This is a genomic window from Pseudomonas sp. PGPR N4, assembly GCF_059693665.1.
Window position 1 is genome coordinate 485,627 of sequence record NZ_JCAUKV010000003.1, and the last position, 17,443, is coordinate 503,069.

The window sequence follows — 17,443 nt, forward strand, 5'->3', positions numbered from 1 at the left end:
GAACCTGTTTGTGGATCAAGGATTCGGAGTCGATATGGCTGGTCATTCCAAGTGGGCGAACATCAAGCACCGCAAAGAGCGCCAGGATGCCAAGAGAGGCAAGGTCTTCACCAAGTGGATCCGCGAGCTGACGGTCGCGGCCAAGCAGGGCGGCGCCGATCCAGCGTCGAACCCGCGCTTGCGACTGGCGCTGGACAAGGCACTTGGTGCCAACATGAGCCGCGACATCATTGATCGGGCAGTTGCCCGCGGCGCCGGTACCAACGAAAGCGACAACGTCGAAGAGCTCAGCTATGAGGGTTACGGCCCCGGCGGCGTGGCGATCATGGTCGAAACCATGACCGACAACCGCAACCGTACCGCAGCGGCTGTGCGCCATGCCTTCACCAAATGCGGCGGCAACCTTGGCACCGACGGTTCAGTTGCTTATCTGTTCGAGCGCAAGGGCCAGATCAGCTTTGCCCCTGGCGTTGACGAAGACGCCTTGATGGAGGCGGCCATGGAGGCCGACGCCGATGACGTGGTCAGCAATGACGACGGCTCGTTCGAAGTGTTCACCTCATTCAACAGCTTTTATGCCGTGCGCAACGCGCTGGAAGAAGCTGGGTTCAAGGCCGCCGACGCCGAAATCGTGATGCAGCCGACTACCAGTGCCGAGCTTGATCGCGATGGCGCTGAAAAAGTCCTCAAGCTGATCGACATGCTCGAAGACCTGGACGACGTGCAGAACGTCTATTCCAATGCGCAGATCTCCGATGAGGTCCTTGAGCAGCTAGGCTGATGCCGGCGCTTCAAGCCATCAGGGCCTGACTGCTCCAAGCGTGTTTTCATTTTCAACTTGCAGGCCCTATGACTCTGATTCTTGGTATCGACCCCGGTTCGCGCATCACCGGTTTTGGCGTGGTCCGCCAGACCGCCCGGGGCTGCGAATATGTGGCGTCGGGGTGTATTCGTACGGGCGCCGGCGAGTTGTCCGAGCGCCTGCAGATCATCTTTCGTGGCGTCAGCGAGATCATTCGCCAGCACGGCCCGGTTACCATGGGCATCGAACGGGTGTTCATGGCGCGCAATCCGGATTCGGCGCTCAAGCTCGGCCAGGCCCGTGGTGCAGCCATCGTGGCCGGTGCCGAAGCTGGCCTGGAGATCGCCGAATATAGCGCCACCCAGGTCAAACAGGCGGTGGCTGGCACCGGCGCGGCCAACAAAGACCAGGTGATGTTGATGGTCATGCACCTGCTCAAGCTGACGCAAAAGCCGCAGATCGACGCCTCTGACGCCTTGGCTATCGCCCTCTGTCATGCGCATACCCGCTCCAGCCTGATCCCCCACGGCTTGACCACTGCGCGCAAGCGCGGCGGACGCTTGCGTCTGTAACCGCTTCATGCGCTGATACACATTTTGGCCGGGTGAAACGTTCACTCGACGCATTTGCTGATAGGGTTGACCGGTCTGTGGCCGGCGCTCGAAAGGAAGGATCGAAACGTGATTGGACGTTTGCGCGGCACCCTGGCGGAAAAACAACCGCCGCACCTGATTATCGACGTCAACGGCCTGGGCTATGAGCTCGAAGTGCCGATGACCACCCTGTATCGCCTGCCCAAGGTTGGCGAGCCGGTTACCCTGCATACCCATCTGGTGGTGCGTGAAGACGCCCACCTGCTCTACGGCTTTGGCGAAAAGCGCGAGCGCGAGCTGTTCCGTGAGCTGATCCGTCTCAACGGCGTCGGCCCCAAGCTGGCGCTGGCGCTGATGTCCGGGCTTGAAATCGACGAGTTGGTGCGCTGCGTGCAGGCGCAGGATGCCTCGGTGCTGGTGCGCGTACCCGGGGTTGGCAAGAAGACTGCCGAGCGCCTGCTGGTCGAGCTCAAGGACCGCTTCAAAGCTTGGGAGACGTCCTCGTCGATGTTCACCTTGGTATCCGACGGCCCGGCGCCGGTCGGTGGTGCGTCCACCGCCGAAGCCGACGCGGTCAGTGCGCTGGTGTCGCTGGGCTACAAGCCTCAGGAAGCCAGCAAGGCTATCTCGCTGATCAAGGACAAGGCTGGCCTGAGCAGCGAAGACCTGATCCGCCGCAGCCTGCAAGGGATGATTAGCAAGTGATCGAAGCCGACCGCCTGATCGCCGCTTCCGGACGCGACCGCGAAGAAGTCCAGGACCGCGCGATTCGCCCGCTGAGCCTTGATGAGTACATCGGCCAGCCGGTGGTGCGCGACCAGATGGGCCTGTTCATCCAGGCTGCCCGTGGCCGCAACGAGTCGCTCGACCATACCCTGATCTTCGGCCCGCCGGGCCTGGGCAAGACCACCCTGGCCAACATCATCGCCCATGAGATGGGCGTTTCGGTGAAGAGCACGTCAGGGCCAATTCTGGAGCGGCCCGGTGATCTGGCGGCAATGCTGACCAATCTCGAGCCGCACGATGTGCTGTTCATCGACGAAATTCACCGGCTCTCGCCGATTGTCGAAGAAGTGCTGTACCCGGCAATGGAAGACTTCCAGCTCGACATCATGATCGGTGAGGGCCCAGCCGCGCGTTCGATCAAGCTCGATCTGCCGCCGTTCACCCTGGTCGGCGCGACCACCCGAGCGGGCATGCTGACCAACCCCTTGCGTGACCGCTTCGGCATCGTCCAGCGCCTGGAGTTCTACAGCGACAAGGACCTGGCCACCATCGTTACCCGTTCGGCGGGCATTCTGGGCCTGGTCATCGATGATTTGGGCGCCTTCGAGATTGCTCGGCGTGCACGCGGTACGCCGCGGATCGCCAACCGCCTGCTGCGCCGGGTGCGCGACTACGCCCAGGTACGCGGCAAGGGCGAGATCACCAAGGCGGTGGCGGACCTGGCGCTGAATCTGCTGGATGTCGACGAGCGCGGCTTCGATCACTCCGACCGGCGTTTGCTGCTGACCATGATCGAGAAGTTCGATGGCGGTCCGGTCGGGGTGGACAACCTTGCCGCTGCCATCAGCGAGGAGCGCCATACCATCGAGGACGTGCTCGAGCCGTACCTGATCCAGCAGGGCTACATCATGCGTACGCCGCGTGGCCGCGTGGTGACGCGGCACGCCTACCTGCACTTTGGCTTGAACCTGCCCGGGCGTTTGGCCGACCCGGCGGATTTTTCCGATGTTGTCGATGAATGACAGATCAAAAGGCGGTTTCCGTGGTCCTACCGCTGGCATGCCCATGGCGCGCTGGCACTAAGGCATTACCGAATGCAAAAACACTTGCCGGGCGGATTGGCAAGCCGAGGAGTAAGCACTAGAGTATGCGCGCGCAAAATGGGCTTGAATCGTTCGCACACCGCTGTCGCGTCTATTACGAAGATACCGACGCAGGCGGCGTGGTGTATTACGTCAACTACCTGAAATTCATGGAGCGTGCGCGCACCGAGCGGTTGCGTCACCTGGGTTTCTCCCAGCATCAACTGGCCGGGGAGAATCTGCTGTTCGTGGTTCACTCCACCGAGGCGCGCTACCACGCGCCGGCGCGCCTGGATGACGAGTTGCGGGTAACCGCAGAAGTCGTCGAGGTGAACCGCGCCAGCCTGCGCTTCGTGCAGCAGGTGTGGCGAGAACAAGATGCAAAGCTGCTCTGTGAGGGGCAGTTTCTGGTGGCCGCTGTGCGCGCCGACACTTTCAAACCCCGAGCCATCCCCCCAGCGCTGCGCGACGCCTTCCTGGCGGGCGGCCCGGGTACTCAATCGAATGCAGGAGAATAAGCGTGGAAGCTAACGTCGTCGACCATACCTCCATGTGGAGTCTGGTCAGCAATGCCAGCATCGTGGTGCAGCTGGTAATGCTGATTCTGGTGGCCGCCTCGGTCACTTCATGGATCATGATCTTTCAGCGCAGCAGCATGCTGCGCGCCGGTCGTCGTGCGCTGGATGCCTTCGAGGAGCGCTTCTGGTCGGGCATTGATTTGTCCAAGCTGTACCGTCAGGCAGGCAGCAACCCGGACCCGGATTCGGGTGTCGAGCAGGTGTTCCGTGCCGGCTTCAAGGAATTCTCGCGTCTGCGTCAGCAGGCGGGTGTAGACCCTGACGCGGTCATGGAAGGCGTTGGTCGGGCCATGCGCGTAGCCATCTCGCGTGAAGAAGAAAAGCTCGAGCAGAGCCTGCCGTTCCTCGCCACCGTCGGTTCGACCAGCCCATACATCGGCCTGTTCGGTACCGTATGGGGCATCATGAACTCGTTCCGTGGTTTGGCTTCTGCCCAGCAGGCAACCCTGGCTACCGTTGCGCCGGGCATCGCCGAGGCATTGATTGCCACTGCGATCGGCCTGTTTGCTGCGATCCCTGCGGTTATCGCCTACAACCGTTTTGCCGCACGCAGCGAAACGTTGATCAGCCGTTACTACACCTTCGCCGACGAGTTCCAGGCGATCCTGCACCGTAAAGTGCACACCAGCGAAGAGTAATCAGGTAGAAACCCATGGCCCGAGTTCGCCACAAACGCAAGCCCGTCGCCGAGATGAACGTGGTGCCCTACATCGACGTGATGCTGGTGCTGCTGGTCATCTTCATGGTGACGGCCCCGATGCTCAACCAGGGGGTCAAGGTCGACCTGCCCAAGGTTTCCAGCGAAGCCTTGCCGCAGGACAACAACGTCCAGATCCTTACCATCTCGATCAAGGCCGACAAGACCTACTACTGGAACCTTGGCAGCGAGGTCGATACCGACAAACAGATGGACAAGGCCATGACCTTGCCGGACATGACCAATGCCGTGACCAAGATCATTGCCGCCGGTCGCGACCAGGGCAAACAGACCCAGGTCTTTATCCGTGGCGACAAGTCCGTCGATTACGGCTCGGTCATGGGCGCCATGGGCGGGTTGCAGAAGGCCGGTGTCGGTAACGTTGGCCTGATTACCGAGGCGCCCTGATGCAACAGCGAGAGCCATCTGCCTCGGAAAGCTACTTCTGGCCCAGTGTCTGGGCCATTGGCTTGCATGTCGTGGTGTTTGCGATGCTGTTCGTCAGCTTCGCCATGACCCCTGAGCTGCCGCCGTCCAAGCCGATCGTTCAGGCTACGCTGTACCAGCTCAAGTCCAAGAGTCAGGCCACTACCCAGACCAATCAGAAGATTGCCGGGGAGGCGAAGAAAACCGCTTCGCGCCAGACTGAAGTCGAACAGCTGGAACAGAAGAAGGTCGAACAGGAGGCCGTGAAGGCCGCGGAACAAAAGAAAGCCGACGCGGATCAAAAGGCCGAAGCTGCTCGCGAAGCGGCAGAAGCCAAAAAAGCCGAAGAAGCTGCCAAGACTGCTGAAGCCAAGAAGGCCGCCGAGGCCAAGAAAGCCGAAGAGGCGAAGAAAGCCAGCGAAAAACAGCAGGCTGATATCGCCAAGAAGAAGGCGGAAGAAGAGGCCAAGAAAAAGGCCGACGAAGAAGCCAAGAAAGACGCAGCTGAAGAGGCGAAGAAGAAAGCCGCCGAAGAAGCCAAGAAAAAAGCCGCCGAGGATGCCAAGAAGAAAGCGGCAGCCGAGGAAGCGAAGAAGAAAGCAGCTGAAGAGGCCAAGAAGAAGGCCGCTGCAGATGCCCAGAAGAAAAAAGCCCAGGATGCAGCCCGTAAGGCGGCAGAAGACAAGAAAGCCCAGGCCCTGGCCGAGCTGTTGTCTGATACCACCGAGCGCCAGCAGGCTCTGGCTGACGAGCAGGGCGACCAGGTAGCCGGTGATTTCGACGACCTGATCCGCATGCGCGCTGCAGAAGGTTGGGCCCGTCCGCCTTCGGCACGCAAAGGCATGACGGTAGTGCTGCAGATCAACATGCTGCCCGATGGCACCATCACCAGCGTCAGTGTGGCCCGCGCCAGTGGCGACGGTCCGTTTGATGCTTCGGCGGTGGCAGCGGTGAAGAACATTGGTCGACTGACCGAAATGCAGGGCTTGAAGCCGAGTGATTTCAATGCGTATCGCTCGTTCAAGATGACATTTACACCTGAGGATCTAGCGCTGTGATTAAACTCTTTCGAGGGCTGCTGGTCATGCTCTGCTGCGTGGCAGGTATGGCCGTAGCAGAGGAAAAGAACATCCTGGTCACCAGCGGTAGCGATCGGGCCACGCCCATCGCGGTAGTACCGTTCGGCCTGCAGGGTGGCAGCGTGCTGCCAGAAGACATGGCCGACATCATCGGCAATGACCTGCGCAACTCTGGCTACTACTCGCCGATTCCAAAGCAGAACATGATCAGCCAGCCAAGCCAGGCCAGCGAAGTCATCTTCCGCGACTGGAAAGCCCTGGGCGCCCAGTACGTCATGGTTGGTAGCATCGTGCCGTCCGGTGGCCGTCTGCAGGTGCAGTACGCGCTGTTCAACGTGGCCACCGAGCAGCAAGTGCTGACTGGCAGCGTTGCCGGTACTGTCGACCAGTTGCGCGACATGTCGCACTACATTGCCGACCAGTCGTTCGAGAAGCTCACCGGCATCAAGGGTGCGTTTTCCACCCGCATGCTGTATGTGACTGCCGAGCGCTTCTCTGCCAACAACACCCGCTACACCCTGCAGCGTTCGGATTACGACGGTGCCCGGGCAGTGACCCTGCTGCAGTCGCGTGAGCCGATTCTGTCGCCACGCTTCGCACCGGATGGCAAGCGCATCGCCTATGTATCGTTCGAGCAGCGTCGCCCACGTATCTTTGTCCAGCACATCGACACCGGTCGCCGTGAGCAGATCACCAACTTCGAAGGCCTCAACGGCGCGCCAGCCTGGTCGCCGGATGGTTCGCGCCTGGCGTTCGTACTGTCCAAGGACGGCAACCCGGACATCTATGTGATGAACATGGGTTCGCGCGCGATCAGTCGCGTAACTGCCGGCCCTGGTATCAACACCGAACCGTTCTGGGGTAAAGACGGCAACACGCTTTACTTCACCTCCGACCGTGGCGGCAAGCCGCAGATCTACAAAACTTCGGTCAGTGGCGGTTCCGCCGAGCGTGTAACGTTCGTGGGTAACTACAATGCCAACCCGAAACTTTCGGCGGACGAGAAGACCCTGGTGATGATTCATCGCCAACAGGGCTTCACCAACTTCAAAGTGGCGGCCCAGGACTTGCAACGTGGAAGTGTAAAGATTCTCTCAGAGACCAGTCTTGACGAGTCCCCCACTGTTGCGCCCAACGGCACCATGCTAATCTACGCCACCCGCCAGCAGGGCCGGGGAGTCTTGATGCTCGTCTCTCTCAACGGACGCGTGAGGCTCCCGCTTCCTACCGCGCAAGGCGAAGTCAGAGAACCGTCCTGGTCCCCTTACCTGAACTGATGCGGCGTTACACCGTTTTGCTTAACACACTGGGGTTTCATTAGGAGTTTCACGATGGAAATGCTGAAGTTTGGTAAATTCGCTGCGCTGGCTCTGGCCATGGCTGTAGCTGTAGGTTGCTCTTCCAAAGGTGGCGACAACGCCGGCGAAGGCGCTGCTGTAGATCCTAACGCTGGTTACGGTGCCAACACTGGCGCTGTTGACGGCAGCCTGAGCGAAGAAGCCGCCCTGCGCGCAATCACCACCTTCTACTTCGAATACGACAGCTCGGACCTGAAGCCAGAAGCCATGCGCGCTCTGGATGTTCACGCCAAGGACCTGAAGTCCAACGGCAGCCGTGTTGTTCTGGAAGGCAACACCGACGAGCGTGGTACTCGCGAGTACAACATGGCTCTGGGTGAGCGTCGCGCCAAAGCCGTACAGCGTTACCTGGTTCTGCAGGGCGTTTCCCCTGCACAGCTGGAACTGGTTTCCTACGGTGAAGAGCGTCCAGTTGCCACCGGCAACGACGAGCAATCCTGGGCTCAGAACCGTCGCGTAGAACTGCGTAAGTAAGTCCTATGCGTACGTGCCGCCGTGCTTTGACCGTCCTCGCACTCAGCCTGCCCTTCACGGCGTGGGCTGCAGTCCCTGTAGTAGATGACAACGCGAGCAGTTATCCGCCCGCGGGTTATGGCACGAGCGGCGCCTATGCCGGAGCAGGGGCTTCAACCCCTGCTTCTGCACAGGGTCAGTTGTTCATGCAGCTGCAACAGATGCAGGATCAGATTTCCCGCCAGCAAGGCATCATCGAAGAGTTGCAGAACGATGTGTCGCGCATGAAGCAGGAAAACCTGGAACGATACCAGGATCTGGACCGTCGCATTTCAAGTGGTGCCGCGCCTGCCGCGACTCCCGATAATTCTTCAACCGGTGGCGCATCCGATGCCGCTGCCGGTGCAGCAGCCGGCGCCGCTGGCGCTGCTGCGCAACAACCGGCCGCGGGTAGCGAGCCGGCTGATCCGGCGAAAGAAAAGCTCTACTATGATGCTGCTTTCGACCTGATCAAGCAGAAGGACTTCGACAAGGCCAGCCAGGCGTTTACCGCCTTCCTGCGCAAATACCCTAACAGCCAGTATGCCGGCAACGCGCAATACTGGCTGGGTGAGGTGAACCTGGCCAAGGGCGACCTGCAAGGTGCAGCTCAGGCGTTTGCCAAGGTCAGCCAGTCGTATCCCAAGCACAGCAAAGTGCCTGATTCCTTGTACAAGCTGGCCGACGTCGAACGTCGCCTGGGCCGTACCGACAAGGTAAAAGGCATTCTGCAGCAAGTAGTTACCCAGTACCCCGGCACTTCCGCCGCGCAACTGGCGCAACGCGACCTGCAAAAGCTCTAAGCAGCCCGTTTGTGAGAAAACCCGCGCCTGGCGCGGGTTTTTTCGTTAGACTCTTGGCCCTTTTACGTAAACACGCTGCTGCGGATAACGCTTTGTCGAGTCCGCGACAGTGCCTGACGGAGGCGGACAGCCTGTTTAGCTGTCACGCCCGTGGCGATCATGCAAGATACCTTACGCATCACCGAAGTCTTTTACTCGTTGCAGGGTGAAACGCGCACGGCTGGCCTGCCCACCGTGTTCGTCCGCCTGACTGGCTGCCCGTTGCGCTGCCAGTACTGCGACAGCGCCTATGCCTTCACCGGCGGTACGATTCGCAGCCTGGATTCGATCATGGAGCAGGTGGCGGGCTTTCGTCCGCGGTATATCTGCGTTACCGGTGGCGAGCCATTGGCTCAGCCCAACGCGTTGCCGTTGCTTGAGCGTTTGTGCGATGCAGGCTACGAGGTGTCGCTGGAAACCAGCGGCGCGCTGGATATTTCCAAAGTCGACAGCCGCGTCAGCCGTGTGGTCGATCTGAAGACCCCGGCCTCGGAAGAATCGCACCGCAACCGCTACGAGAACATCGAGCTGCTGACCCGTAATGACCAGGTAAAGTTCGTCATCTGTTCGCGCGAAGACTACGACTGGGCTGTCTCCAAGCTGATCCAGTACAACCTCGATCAGCGCGCAGGCGAAGTGCTGTTCTCGCCTAGCCATCATCAGGTCAGTGCCAGTGATCTGGCTGACTGGATCATTGCCGACAACCTGCCCGTGCGCTTCCAGTTGCAGCTGCACAAGCTGCTGTGGAACGACGAACCCGGCCGCTGAAACCCAAGGACCAAGACATGACTGACAAACGCGCGGTAATCCTGCTTTCCGGTGGCCTCGACTCGGCCACCGTGGTCGCCATGGCCCAGGCCGATGGCTACAGCTGCTACACCATGAGTTTTGACTACGGCCAGCGTCATCGCGCCGAGCTCGACGCAGCCGCCCGGGTGGCCCGCGACATGGGAGTAGTCGAGCACAAGGTGATCGGTCTCAACCTTGATGGCATCGGCGGCTCGGCGTTGACCGACAGCAGCATCGACGTGCCTGAGGCACCTGGCGAAGGCATCCCGGTCACCTACGTGCCGGCGCGCAACACCGTGTTCCTGTCGCTGGCCCTGGGTTGGGCCGAAGTCCTGCAGGCACGCGATATCTTCATCGGCGTCAACGCGGTGGATTACTCCGGCTACCCGGATTGCCGTCCTGAGTTCGTCGAAGCATTCGAGCGCATGGCCAACCTCGCGACCAAGGCCGGTGTTGAAGGGCAGGGCTTCCGCATTCAGGCGCCGCTGCAGAACATGAGCAAGGCACAGATCGTCCAGGCCGGTGTTGCCCGCGGCGTCGATTACAGCCTGACAGTGTCCTGCTACCAGGCCGATGATCAGGGCCGCGCCTGCCGCAAGTGCGACAGCTGCCGCTTGCGCGCGGACGGCTTCAAGGCCGCAGGTGTGGAAGATCCGACCCGCTACTTTTAAGCCTTTTTACTGATGGGGTGTTGATTTTTCGTTAGAAATCAGTATTATACGCGCCATCAAAAGGGTCGTTAGCTCAGTTGGTAGAGCAGTTGGCTTTTAACCAATTGGTCGTAGGTTCGAATCCTACACGACCCACCATTTTTACAGCTGTGCGGAGCAAGCCTCTGGCTTGGTTCGGTATCAAATCAAGATGAAAAAGCCCGCCTTTCATGGCGGGCTTTTTCGTTTCTAGAGTTCCATGCGCGCAGCGTGGCATGGCCTTGAGGGCGTTGTCTTCACCAGAGCTGAGGCAGTGGTGCCGGGCCTTGCAGCGAAGGGAACAGCGGCAGTACATCGCTGGCCAGTTCACCAATGATGCCGAAGTGCAGGCATTCGTCGGATGGATCAACGATGAAACTGCAGCCGATAGCGGCCTGGCCTGCTGACAGGCACTTACTCAGCCCACTCCGGATCCCCGGTAAACACCACCGTGATCCACCGATCCGGCCCTTCGCCGCCCACCGCATCGCCGATTTCGTTGCGCAGGGCGTCCCACTCGGCGATGGTCCGTGCCGCCATGTCGGCAGGCACGATGAAGTACAGCTCGATCTCGCGCGAGCGCCCGACCTTGGCCACATACGCCCGAAACGACTGCAGGCCATGCTTGTGCACGAAGGCCTGGGCGACGTTGTCGACGTGTTGCTTGAGGTCGCTCGGCGTCACCAGGAAGATATCGGCCAGGGCCTGGCGTACCACCGACAACGGCAGCGGAATGATCACCAGGCACACCAGTCCGAGCACCGCCGGGTCGATGTACGGTGAGATCCACTGCCACTGCGTGCCCTGAATCGCCAGGCCAACGCAGAAGGCAATCAACAGCGCGGCGGTAATGCTCGCCGACATGACCCAGCCCTTGACGTCCATGCGCACGAAGTCGGAGTTGAGCGTGCGGTTCGCGCGGGCCTCGACCACGGCGATGGTGACGCAGGCAATCACGGTCAGTACGGCGTAGATCAGGGCGAGGCCGAACTCGAGGTCGCGGCCGCCTTCGAGCAGGCTGCTGACCGCGTTGATCAGGGCGTAGATGGCCACGCCGCTGAGCAGAATGCCGTTGAGTGCCAGCACCATCGGTTCAAGGTGCCAGAAGCCCATGCTGAAGCGCTCGCGCAACTTGCGCGACATCTGCGCGCTGCTGATGTGGGCGGTGATCAGCTTGACCACCACCAGCGACAAGCCGCTCATGCTGGCGTCGACCAGCGAATAGACGCCGTCGAACACAATCGAGAACGAGCCCGAAGCCAGGCCGAAGGCGATACCGATGGTGGCGATGAAGAGAGTGACTGCGATCGAGGTGCGCAGTAGGCCCTGCTCGCAGGTCAGGTCGAAAAAAGCCGGTTTGGGTGAGATCTGCATAACTGAAACTCTTGTACGGCGGTAATGCCGGGGATAGCGGCATCGGCATTGCCGAGGCCAGTACAGACTAGACGCGAAACTGCGCCATCAATGCTTGTTGCTGATTGGCCAGGTGGTTCAGCGCCTGGCTGATGCGCGCCGATTCGTCTGCCTGGCCGGCGAGCGAGTCGGTTACATCGCGAATGCCGGCCACGTTGCGGTTAACTTCTTCGGCGACGGCGCTTTGCTCTTCGGCAGCCGAGGCGATCTGCAGGTTCATGTCGGTGATCACTGCGACAGCCTCGCCAATGCGCTGCAGCGCGGGCATCGCCTGCTCCATCTGCTGCGCGCTGTCCTGCGCCTGGCGCTGGCCGGCCTGCATGGTGCCGACCACGGCTTCGCTGCCTTGCTGCAGGCCTTCGATCACCTGGCGGATCTCCTCGACTGATACCTGGGTACGCTGAGCCAGGCTGCGCACCTCATCAGCCACCACCGCGAAACCGCGCCCAGCCTCGCCGGCGCGGGCTGCTTCGATAGCGGCGTTGAGTGCAAGCAGGTTGGTCTGCTCGGCAATGGCGCGGATCACCTCCAGCACCGAGCCGATCTGCTCGCTGCGGCTCTCGAGCGCTTTCGCCTGGCCCATCGCCGCATCCATGTCGCTGGCCAGTTGGGAAATTGCCCGACGGGTGTCGGCTACCCGCTGCAGGCCTTCGCGGCTGGCCTGATCGGCGCCGCGTGCCGCCTGCGCTGCCTGCGCGGCGTTATGGGCAACGTCCTGCGCGGTGGCGCTCATTTCATTGGCGGCGGTCGCCACCTGCTCGATCTCGCGTTGCTGTTGCTGCATGCCATTGCTGGTCTGGCTGGCGATGGCGGCGGACTGGTCCGCCGTGGTGCGCGCGTCCTGTAGCGAGGCTTTGACCTGGGCAATCACCGGTTGCAGCTTGTCGAGAAAACGGTTGAACCAGCCGGTCAACTGGCCCAGTTCATCATCGCGGGCGTAGTCCAGCCGGCGGGTCAGGTCGCCTTCGCCGCTGGCGATATCCTGCAGACGCCGGGCTACCATCAGGATTGGCCGGGTAACGCCACGCGCGGTCAGCCAGACCAGCAGCAAACCCAGCACCGCTGCAAACAGGCCGATGGCCAGGCTGATCAGGTTGGCGTCCTGGTTATGCCCGGCCAGGCGTTGGTTCAGCGCTACTGCCGGCGCCTGCAACACGGCCTCGGGCAGCTCCAGCAGAACTTGCCACGGGGCGGCGTCAGGGATAGGCGCAAATGGCTGCGAGACGCGCATCTGGCCGTGATCCAGGCGCCGCACTGGCTGCCCGGCAAGCAAGCTTGGTAGCAGCTCGCGGGCCGGGCCGCTGAGGACGTGCTCGAGCGGCTTGCTCAGTTGCGTGGCATCAGCGCTGTGGCCGGCGAGCAAGCCCGCCGGGCTGACGATGCTGACCTGGCCTTGGCCGTCGAACAGTTCCTGGCGGCCACTGAGGCTCAGTTGCTGGAGGTTGTCCAGGCTGATGTCCAGGCCAACTACGGCGATGACCTTGCCGTTATCCATGATCGGCAGGGCGATGCTGGTCATCAGGATCTGCTGGCCATTGATCTCGTCGAAGTAAGGTTCGACCACGCAAGCCTTGGCGGTTTGCTCCGGGCAGGTCAGCCAGCGGTTGTAGGGCGAGCCGTTGGCGCCAATGCTGCTGTCGGCAAGCATCGCCTCGGGCATGGCTTCGGCGGTCAGCGTGCCGGACTGTGCTTGCGACCAGTACAGCGAGAAGCGTCCGCTGTCATTGCTACCGTGCTCGGGCTGGTTGATGAAGCGCGCATCCTGTCGGTCGAGGGCGTTCGGTTGGAACACCAGATACAAGCCGATCAGGCCAGGATTGCCTACCAGCGCCGCGCGTGCCTGTGCGCTCAATGATGCGCGTAGATCGCTATCGCCGCGCTGCCTGAGTACCTGCACCAGGCGGCTGAAACCGCTGCCGTATTGGTAGGCATCCATGAAGTAGCGCTGAATACGCAGTGCCTGGGTTTCGGCCTGAGCCTGCAGGCGCAGGCGGGCGCTGTGGTCGAGCAGTTCGCTGTTGGCGCTGAACACCTGTGCTGCGCTGCGGCGCGCCTGAGTCAGCGAGGTGGCCACCAGCAGGGCGACGATGACCAGCAGGCACAGGCCGGCGAGCAGGGTGATCTTCCACTGGATGGAAAGGCGGCGCGGGAGCATGGGTTTTCCTTCTCGAGCAGAGCGACGCCCGCATCAAGCGGGCGTCGGTGGGGGAGGCTCAGTCAGCGATACAGCTGGGCGGCGCGATGCGAAACGCCTTGGTCAGCCAGCCGAGGTAGATCAGCCCGGCCAGTGCCCAGGCGCCGCCAAACAGCAGCGAGTGCTGGTTGAGGTCCAGCCACAGCGAGACGATGATGCAAAAGCCAATGGTCGGCAGCACCAGGTACTTGAAGGTCTGGGCCAGGCTCTTGCGACCCTTCTCGCGCAGGTAGCAGTGGTTGATCACCGCCAGATTGACGAAGCTGAAGGCAACCAATGCGCCAAAGTTGATTACCGAGGTAGCTGTGACCAGATCAAAGAAGATCGCCGACAACGCCACCAGTCCCACCACGGCAATGTTCAGCACCGGCGTCTTGTACCGAGGATGCAGGCGGGCGAACACCCGAGTCGGGATCACCCCGTCGCGGCCCATCACATACAGCAGCCGTGACACACTGGTCTGCGAGGCCAGGCCCGAGGCGATGGTGTTGATCACCGTGCAGGCGATGAACACCGACTGGAACAACTTGCCACCGACATACAGGGCGATTTCCGGCAGCGCCGCTTCCTGGTCATGGAAGCGCTGCATGGTCGGGAAATAGGCCTGGATGAAGTAGGACACAAGAATGAACACCACGCCGCCGATCAAGGCGGTGAGGAAGATCGCCCGCGGAATGGTCTTGCCCGGATCGCGAGTTTCCTCCGACAGGCAGGTCACCGCATCGAAACCCAAGAACGAGAAGCACAGAATGGTCGCACCGGCGGCCAGCGCGCTGAACTGCACCTGTGGGTCGACAAACGGGATCAGGCTCCAGGCCGTGCCCAGGCCCTCGCCATGCTCAAGGCCACGTGCGCAGAGATAGATGAACACACTGATGATCGCCACCTGCACGGCCACGAACAGGGCATTGAAGTGGGCCACCAGGTTGACGCTGCGCATGTTGACCAGGCTGATCAGGGTGACGAAGCCGGCCACCCAGATCCACTGTGGCACCTCCGGGAACATCGCCGACAGGTACAGCTTGGCCAGCAGGGCGTTGACCATCGGCAGCAGCAGGTAATCCAGCAGCGAAGACCAGCCGACCAGAAAGCCCACGTGCGGATTGATCGCCCGCTGGGTGTAGGTGTAGGCCGAGCCCGACTGCGGAAAACGCCGTACCAGCGTGCCGTAGCTCACCGCGGTGAACAGCACGCCCAGCAGCGCCAGGATGTAGGCACTGGGCACATGCCCGGCAGTAATCCCGGAAACGATGCCAAAGGTGTCGAAGACGGTCATCGGCGTCAGGTAAGCCAGACCGATGATCACCACATGCCACAGGCGCAGGGATTTGCGGAACTGGCCGCCGGTGCTTGGTTCAGGCTGCATGCGCGCGATGCTCCTGAGCCTGAACGGTGGGCGAGTAGGCGGGCGGGCACAGCCAGGTCGTGCGGATGAGCTCCATGTTGTTCACCTTTTATGTCGGAGCGAGGGCGGGCGCATGCGAGGCGCCGGTGGCATGGCTGACAGTGCCGCAGCGAAGTTCGAGGCGCGCAGAGTCCCTAGTGGGGCGAGTAAGCGCGCTGCGGTTGTTCTTCGTTGTTAGGCGCTGAAGCAAGGTGGTTAAAATAAAAAACGATGCGGGGTGGGGTGTCAAGTTAAACATGACAGGATGTAACGGAGATCGAGCTTTTATCGGGTTTTTGCCGCTTATGCCCCGAGGTAAGTGCGAATTTTCATTCAAAGACAGATTTTAATGTCCGTAAAAATTTACGATCGCTGATTGCCAAACACATCCTCAGCAAATTTTTGCCCACTGAGCCCGGCGCATCCGACAGGCGTCAGTGGTACCCTTCGTGCCCAGCGCGACGGTGTCGCACCCAGTCCCCCCTTATGGAAAGCAATCGGTTCAATTCATGAAGAAATCAGTAGGCATCCTCTCCGGCCTGGCCGTCGCCATCGCCATCGCAGCCACCGCTGGCGCCTGGTACACCGGCAAGCAACTGCCCGCCGAGTTGCAGGCTTCGGTCACCCGTGCCAACGAAGAACTGCTCAAGGCCACTGCTGGTACCGGCGGCAGCATGAGCCTGGAACTGACCTCGCTGGAGCAGCACCTGTTCAGCAGCACCGCGCACTACCGGCTCAAGGCCAAGGATGTGTGGTTGGGCGAAGGCCAGGCGCTGAACTTCGATGTCGGCATCACTGATCAGCTTGAGCACGGGCCATTCCCGTGGTCGCGGGTCAAGGCGCTGAAACTGATGCCGGTGATGGTTTCGAGCAACAGCGTGCTCGACAAGGACGAAGCCACAGCCAAGTGGTACAGCGCTGCAGGCGAGCAATCGCCGATCACCGCCAATGTCGATGTCGGTTATGGCGGTCACATCGACAGCGATGTTCGCCTGGCGCCGATCAAGCTCAATGAGGTAGACGGCAACAGCGTTGACTTCTCCGGCATGCAGGTGCTGCTCAGCGGCGACCGTGAAGGCAAGGCTGTGAAGATTCACGCCAACGCTGATCGTCTGCAGATGAAACTGGTGGGTGCAGACCATCCGCCAGCGACCTTCACCCTGGACAAGTTCAAGGTAGGCGGCAACCTGGCCAGCACCGACCACGACATGGTCTATGTCGGCAACGTCGATGTTCTGCTTGGCCAACTGGAGGCTGTGCTTGGGCCAAAGCAGGAAGTGATGTTGCTCAAGGACCTGGAGCAAACCAACCTGTACACCGCCGAAGGAACTGACAAGATTGGTGCGCGAATCGCGTACAAGGTTGGCGACATCAACTACGCCAACCGCGCCGTTGGCAGCGGCAAGATGGTCGTGACCATGAACTCGGTCGACGTGTCGGCCCTGCAGTCACTGGCCGAGTGGTACCAGACCAAGCTGCCTGAAGTGCAGGCCATGCAAGCGGCCACTGCTGCTGGCGAGCCAATGCCGTCGTTCAACATGAGCGAGGAAGAGAAGGTCAAGGTTCAGGCAGACCTGCAGAAGATGCTTGCCGCCAAACCAAAGCTGGCCCTGGAGGAGTTGTCGTTCAAGACTGCCAACGGCCAGAGTCACTTCAAGCTGGCGCTGGACTTCGCCGCGCCGAGCTCGTTCGACCTGCCGCCTGATCAACTGGCCAAGCAACTGATCAGCCAGCTCAACGGCGAACTGCTGGTGTCCAAGCCGATGGTCGGCGACCTGACCGCATTGCAGGCGCTGCTCGAAGGCCAGACCGACCCTCAGGCGATCGCTCAGCAGTCCAGTCAGGCCGGTGAAATGCTCGGCATGATGGCGCTGCAGAGCGGCATGGCCACGGTCAAGGGCGACGACGTCGTGTCCAACCTGCACTACGCCGATGGCATGGTCGACTTCAACGGCAAGAAAATGACCGTTGAAGAGTTCGTCATGAGCCTGGCTGCACTCATGGCGGCGCCGTGGCCGCAGGGCTGACCGTGTGAAGGCGTGGCCAGGCAACGGCGGGGCAAGCCCACCGTTACCTGGCCACGCAACTGCAAGCACTTGCGCGCAATCAGGTCAGCTACGCCGGCCTGATTGGCACGCGCAGAAATCGCTTTTGCAATGACCTGATTGTCTGTAGCCTTCGGCGCGATAATAATCCGCGCCCGCAGAAGGCCGTGATGGCCTGTCTGGCCGTCCGGCGTCATTAGCCTGACTGCCAGGGCTCGGTGATACTCTTGACTGACGCGCACGCGCGCCCGCAG

The 17,443-nt window shown here is 61.2% G+C and carries 17 protein-coding genes, 1 tRNA gene and 1 pseudogene; 15 read left to right on the plus strand and 4 right to left on the minus strand.

Going from position 1 to position 17,443, the window contains the following annotated elements:
- The first annotated feature begins 34 nt into the window (after positions 1 to 34).
- The 14 genes from AC58X1_RS16140 to AC58X1_RS16205 all read left to right on the plus strand — a co-directional run bounded on the left by AC58X1_RS16140 (position 35) and on the right by AC58X1_RS16205 (position 10,273).
- The gene (locus tag AC58X1_RS16140) at positions 35 to 781 is read left to right on the plus strand and encodes a YebC/PmpR family DNA-binding transcriptional regulator (RefSeq protein WP_101317405.1); all 747 of its coding nucleotides are present in this window, start codon (positions 35 to 37) and stop codon (positions 779 to 781) included.
- A gap of 68 nt (positions 782 to 849) precedes the next feature.
- Positions 850 to 1,374 (plus strand): crossover junction endodeoxyribonuclease RuvC, encoded by a 525-nt coding sequence (gene ruvC / locus AC58X1_RS16145; RefSeq protein WP_101317407.1) that lies wholly within the window; start codon positions 850 to 852, stop codon positions 1,372 to 1,374.
- Positions 1,375 to 1,482: 108 nt separating this feature from the next.
- A complete protein-coding gene (ruvA, locus tag AC58X1_RS16150) occupies positions 1,483 to 2,100 on the plus strand; it encodes a Holliday junction branch migration protein RuvA (RefSeq protein WP_101317410.1) in 618 nt (205 codons plus the stop codon).
- Complete coding sequence (ruvB, locus tag AC58X1_RS16155; RefSeq protein WP_101317412.1) at positions 2,097 to 3,143, plus strand: Holliday junction branch migration DNA helicase RuvB; 1,047 nt, start codon at positions 2,097 to 2,099, stop codon at positions 3,141 to 3,143. The genes ruvA and ruvB overlap by 4 nt, the downstream gene beginning before the upstream one ends.
- Positions 3,144 to 3,268: 125 nt before the next feature.
- Positions 3,269 to 3,721 (plus strand): tol-pal system-associated acyl-CoA thioesterase, encoded by a 453-nt coding sequence (gene ybgC / locus AC58X1_RS16160; protein ID WP_101317414.1) that lies wholly within the window; start codon positions 3,269 to 3,271, stop codon positions 3,719 to 3,721.
- Positions 3,722 to 3,723: 2 nt separating this feature from the next.
- Positions 3,724 to 4,419, plus strand: coding sequence for a protein TolQ (gene tolQ / locus AC58X1_RS16165; RefSeq protein ID WP_101317416.1), 696 nt, complete (start codon positions 3,724 to 3,726; stop codon positions 4,417 to 4,419).
- Between the two features lie 14 nt (positions 4,420 to 4,433).
- Positions 4,434 to 4,886 (plus strand): protein TolR, encoded by a 453-nt coding sequence (tolR, locus tag AC58X1_RS16170; RefSeq protein WP_101317418.1) that lies wholly within the window; start codon positions 4,434 to 4,436, stop codon positions 4,884 to 4,886.
- Positions 4,886 to 5,962 (plus strand): cell envelope integrity protein TolA, encoded by a 1,077-nt coding sequence (gene tolA / locus AC58X1_RS16175; RefSeq protein ID WP_101317421.1) that lies wholly within the window; start codon positions 4,886 to 4,888, stop codon positions 5,960 to 5,962. The genes tolR and tolA overlap by 1 nt, the downstream gene beginning before the upstream one ends.
- 26 nt (positions 5,963 to 5,988) lie before the next feature.
- Positions 5,989 to 7,260, plus strand: a complete 1,272-nt coding sequence (tolB, locus tag AC58X1_RS16180; protein ID WP_189691595.1) for a Tol-Pal system beta propeller repeat protein TolB — start codon at positions 5,989 to 5,991, stop codon at positions 7,258 to 7,260.
- Positions 7,261 to 7,314: 54 nt separating this feature from the next.
- Entirely contained in the window at positions 7,315 to 7,815 is a 501-nt protein-coding gene (gene pal, locus AC58X1_RS16185; protein WP_043201913.1) for a peptidoglycan-associated lipoprotein Pal, read from the plus strand.
- Positions 7,816 to 7,820: 5 nt separating this feature from the next.
- Positions 7,821 to 8,636, plus strand: coding sequence for a tol-pal system protein YbgF (gene ybgF, locus AC58X1_RS16190; RefSeq protein ID WP_101317426.1), 816 nt, complete (start codon positions 7,821 to 7,823; stop codon positions 8,634 to 8,636).
- 159 nt (positions 8,637 to 8,795) lie between these two features.
- Positions 8,796 to 9,443: a 7-carboxy-7-deazaguanine synthase QueE gene (gene queE, locus AC58X1_RS16195; protein ID WP_259075354.1), complete on the plus strand. Its 648-nt coding sequence runs from the start codon at positions 8,796 to 8,798 to the stop codon at positions 9,441 to 9,443.
- Between the two features lie 17 nt (positions 9,444 to 9,460).
- Positions 9,461 to 10,135 (plus strand): 7-cyano-7-deazaguanine synthase QueC, encoded by a 675-nt coding sequence (queC, locus tag AC58X1_RS16200; protein WP_101317428.1) that lies wholly within the window; start codon positions 9,461 to 9,463, stop codon positions 10,133 to 10,135.
- Positions 10,136 to 10,197: 62 nt separating this feature from the next.
- Positions 10,198 to 10,273 (plus strand) — tRNA-Lys (locus AC58X1_RS16205).
- Between the two features lie 294 nt (positions 10,274 to 10,567).
- On the opposite strand, the gene AC58X1_RS16210 is transcribed toward AC58X1_RS16205, so the two are convergent.
- The 4 genes and pseudogenes from AC58X1_RS16210 to AC58X1_RS16225 all read right to left on the minus strand — a co-directional run bounded on the left by AC58X1_RS16210 (position 10,568) and on the right by AC58X1_RS16225 (position 15,126).
- The gene (locus AC58X1_RS16210; protein WP_259075350.1) at positions 10,568 to 11,527 is read right to left on the minus strand and encodes a cation diffusion facilitator family transporter; all 960 of its coding nucleotides are present in this window, start codon (positions 11,525 to 11,527) and stop codon (positions 10,568 to 10,570) included.
- A 67-nt stretch (positions 11,528 to 11,594) separates the two neighbouring features.
- Positions 11,595 to 12,350, minus strand: a complete 756-nt coding sequence (locus AC58X1_RS16215; RefSeq protein ID WP_371918919.1) for a methyl-accepting chemotaxis protein — start codon at positions 12,348 to 12,350, stop codon at positions 11,595 to 11,597.
- Between the two features lie 102 nt (positions 12,351 to 12,452).
- Positions 12,453 to 13,721, minus strand: a pseudogene (locus tag AC58X1_RS16220) (methyl-accepting chemotaxis protein); the annotation flags it as partial.
- 58 nt (positions 13,722 to 13,779) lie between these two features.
- Positions 13,780 to 15,126 carry an APC family permease gene (locus tag AC58X1_RS16225; protein ID WP_150570897.1) on the minus strand — a complete coding sequence of 449 codons (1,347 nt, stop codon included), beginning with the start codon at positions 15,124 to 15,126 and terminating at the stop codon, positions 13,780 to 13,782.
- 527 nt (positions 15,127 to 15,653) lie between these two features.
- On the opposite strand from AC58X1_RS16225, the gene AC58X1_RS16230 reads away from it, so the two are divergent.
- A complete protein-coding gene (locus tag AC58X1_RS16230) occupies positions 15,654 to 17,171 on the plus strand; it encodes a YdgA family protein (RefSeq protein WP_497429150.1) in 1,518 nt (505 codons plus the stop codon).
- Positions 17,172 to 17,443: the final 272 nt, after the last annotated feature.

Coding starts and splice junctions, on each gene's coding strand:
- tolB (WP_189691595.1), top strand. CDS start 5,989: ATGCTCTGCTGCGTGGCAGGTATGGCCGTAGCAGAGGAAAAGAACATC.
- tolA (WP_101317421.1), top strand. CDS start 4,886: ATGCAACAGCGAGAGCCATCTGCCTCGGAAAGCTACTTCTGGCCCAGT.
- ybgC (WP_101317414.1), top strand. CDS start 3,269: ATGCGCGCGCAAAATGGGCTTGAATCGTTCGCACACCGCTGTCGCGTC.
- pal (WP_043201913.1), top strand. CDS start 7,315: ATGGAAATGCTGAAGTTTGGTAAATTCGCTGCGCTGGCTCTGGCCATG.
- tolR (WP_101317418.1), top strand. CDS start 4,434: ATGGCCCGAGTTCGCCACAAACGCAAGCCCGTCGCCGAGATGAACGTG.
- AC58X1_RS16210 (WP_259075350.1), bottom strand. CDS start 11,527: ATGCAGATCTCACCCAAACCGGCTTTTTTCGACCTGACCTGCGAGCAG.
- ybgF (WP_101317426.1), top strand. CDS start 7,821: ATGCGTACGTGCCGCCGTGCTTTGACCGTCCTCGCACTCAGCCTGCCC.
- AC58X1_RS16140 (WP_101317405.1), top strand. CDS start 35: ATGGCTGGTCATTCCAAGTGGGCGAACATCAAGCACCGCAAAGAGCGC.
- queC (WP_101317428.1), top strand. CDS start 9,461: ATGACTGACAAACGCGCGGTAATCCTGCTTTCCGGTGGCCTCGACTCG.
- AC58X1_RS16225 (WP_150570897.1), bottom strand. CDS start 15,126: ATGCAGCCTGAACCAAGCACCGGCGGCCAGTTCCGCAAATCCCTGCGC.
- ruvC (WP_101317407.1), top strand. CDS start 850: ATGACTCTGATTCTTGGTATCGACCCCGGTTCGCGCATCACCGGTTTT.
- AC58X1_RS16215 (WP_371918919.1), bottom strand. CDS start 12,350: ATGCAGCAACAGCAACGCGAGATCGAGCAGGTGGCGACCGCCGCCAAT.
- AC58X1_RS16230 (WP_497429150.1), top strand. CDS start 15,654: ATGAAGAAATCAGTAGGCATCCTCTCCGGCCTGGCCGTCGCCATCGCC.
- queE (WP_259075354.1), top strand. CDS start 8,796: ATGCAAGATACCTTACGCATCACCGAAGTCTTTTACTCGTTGCAGGGT.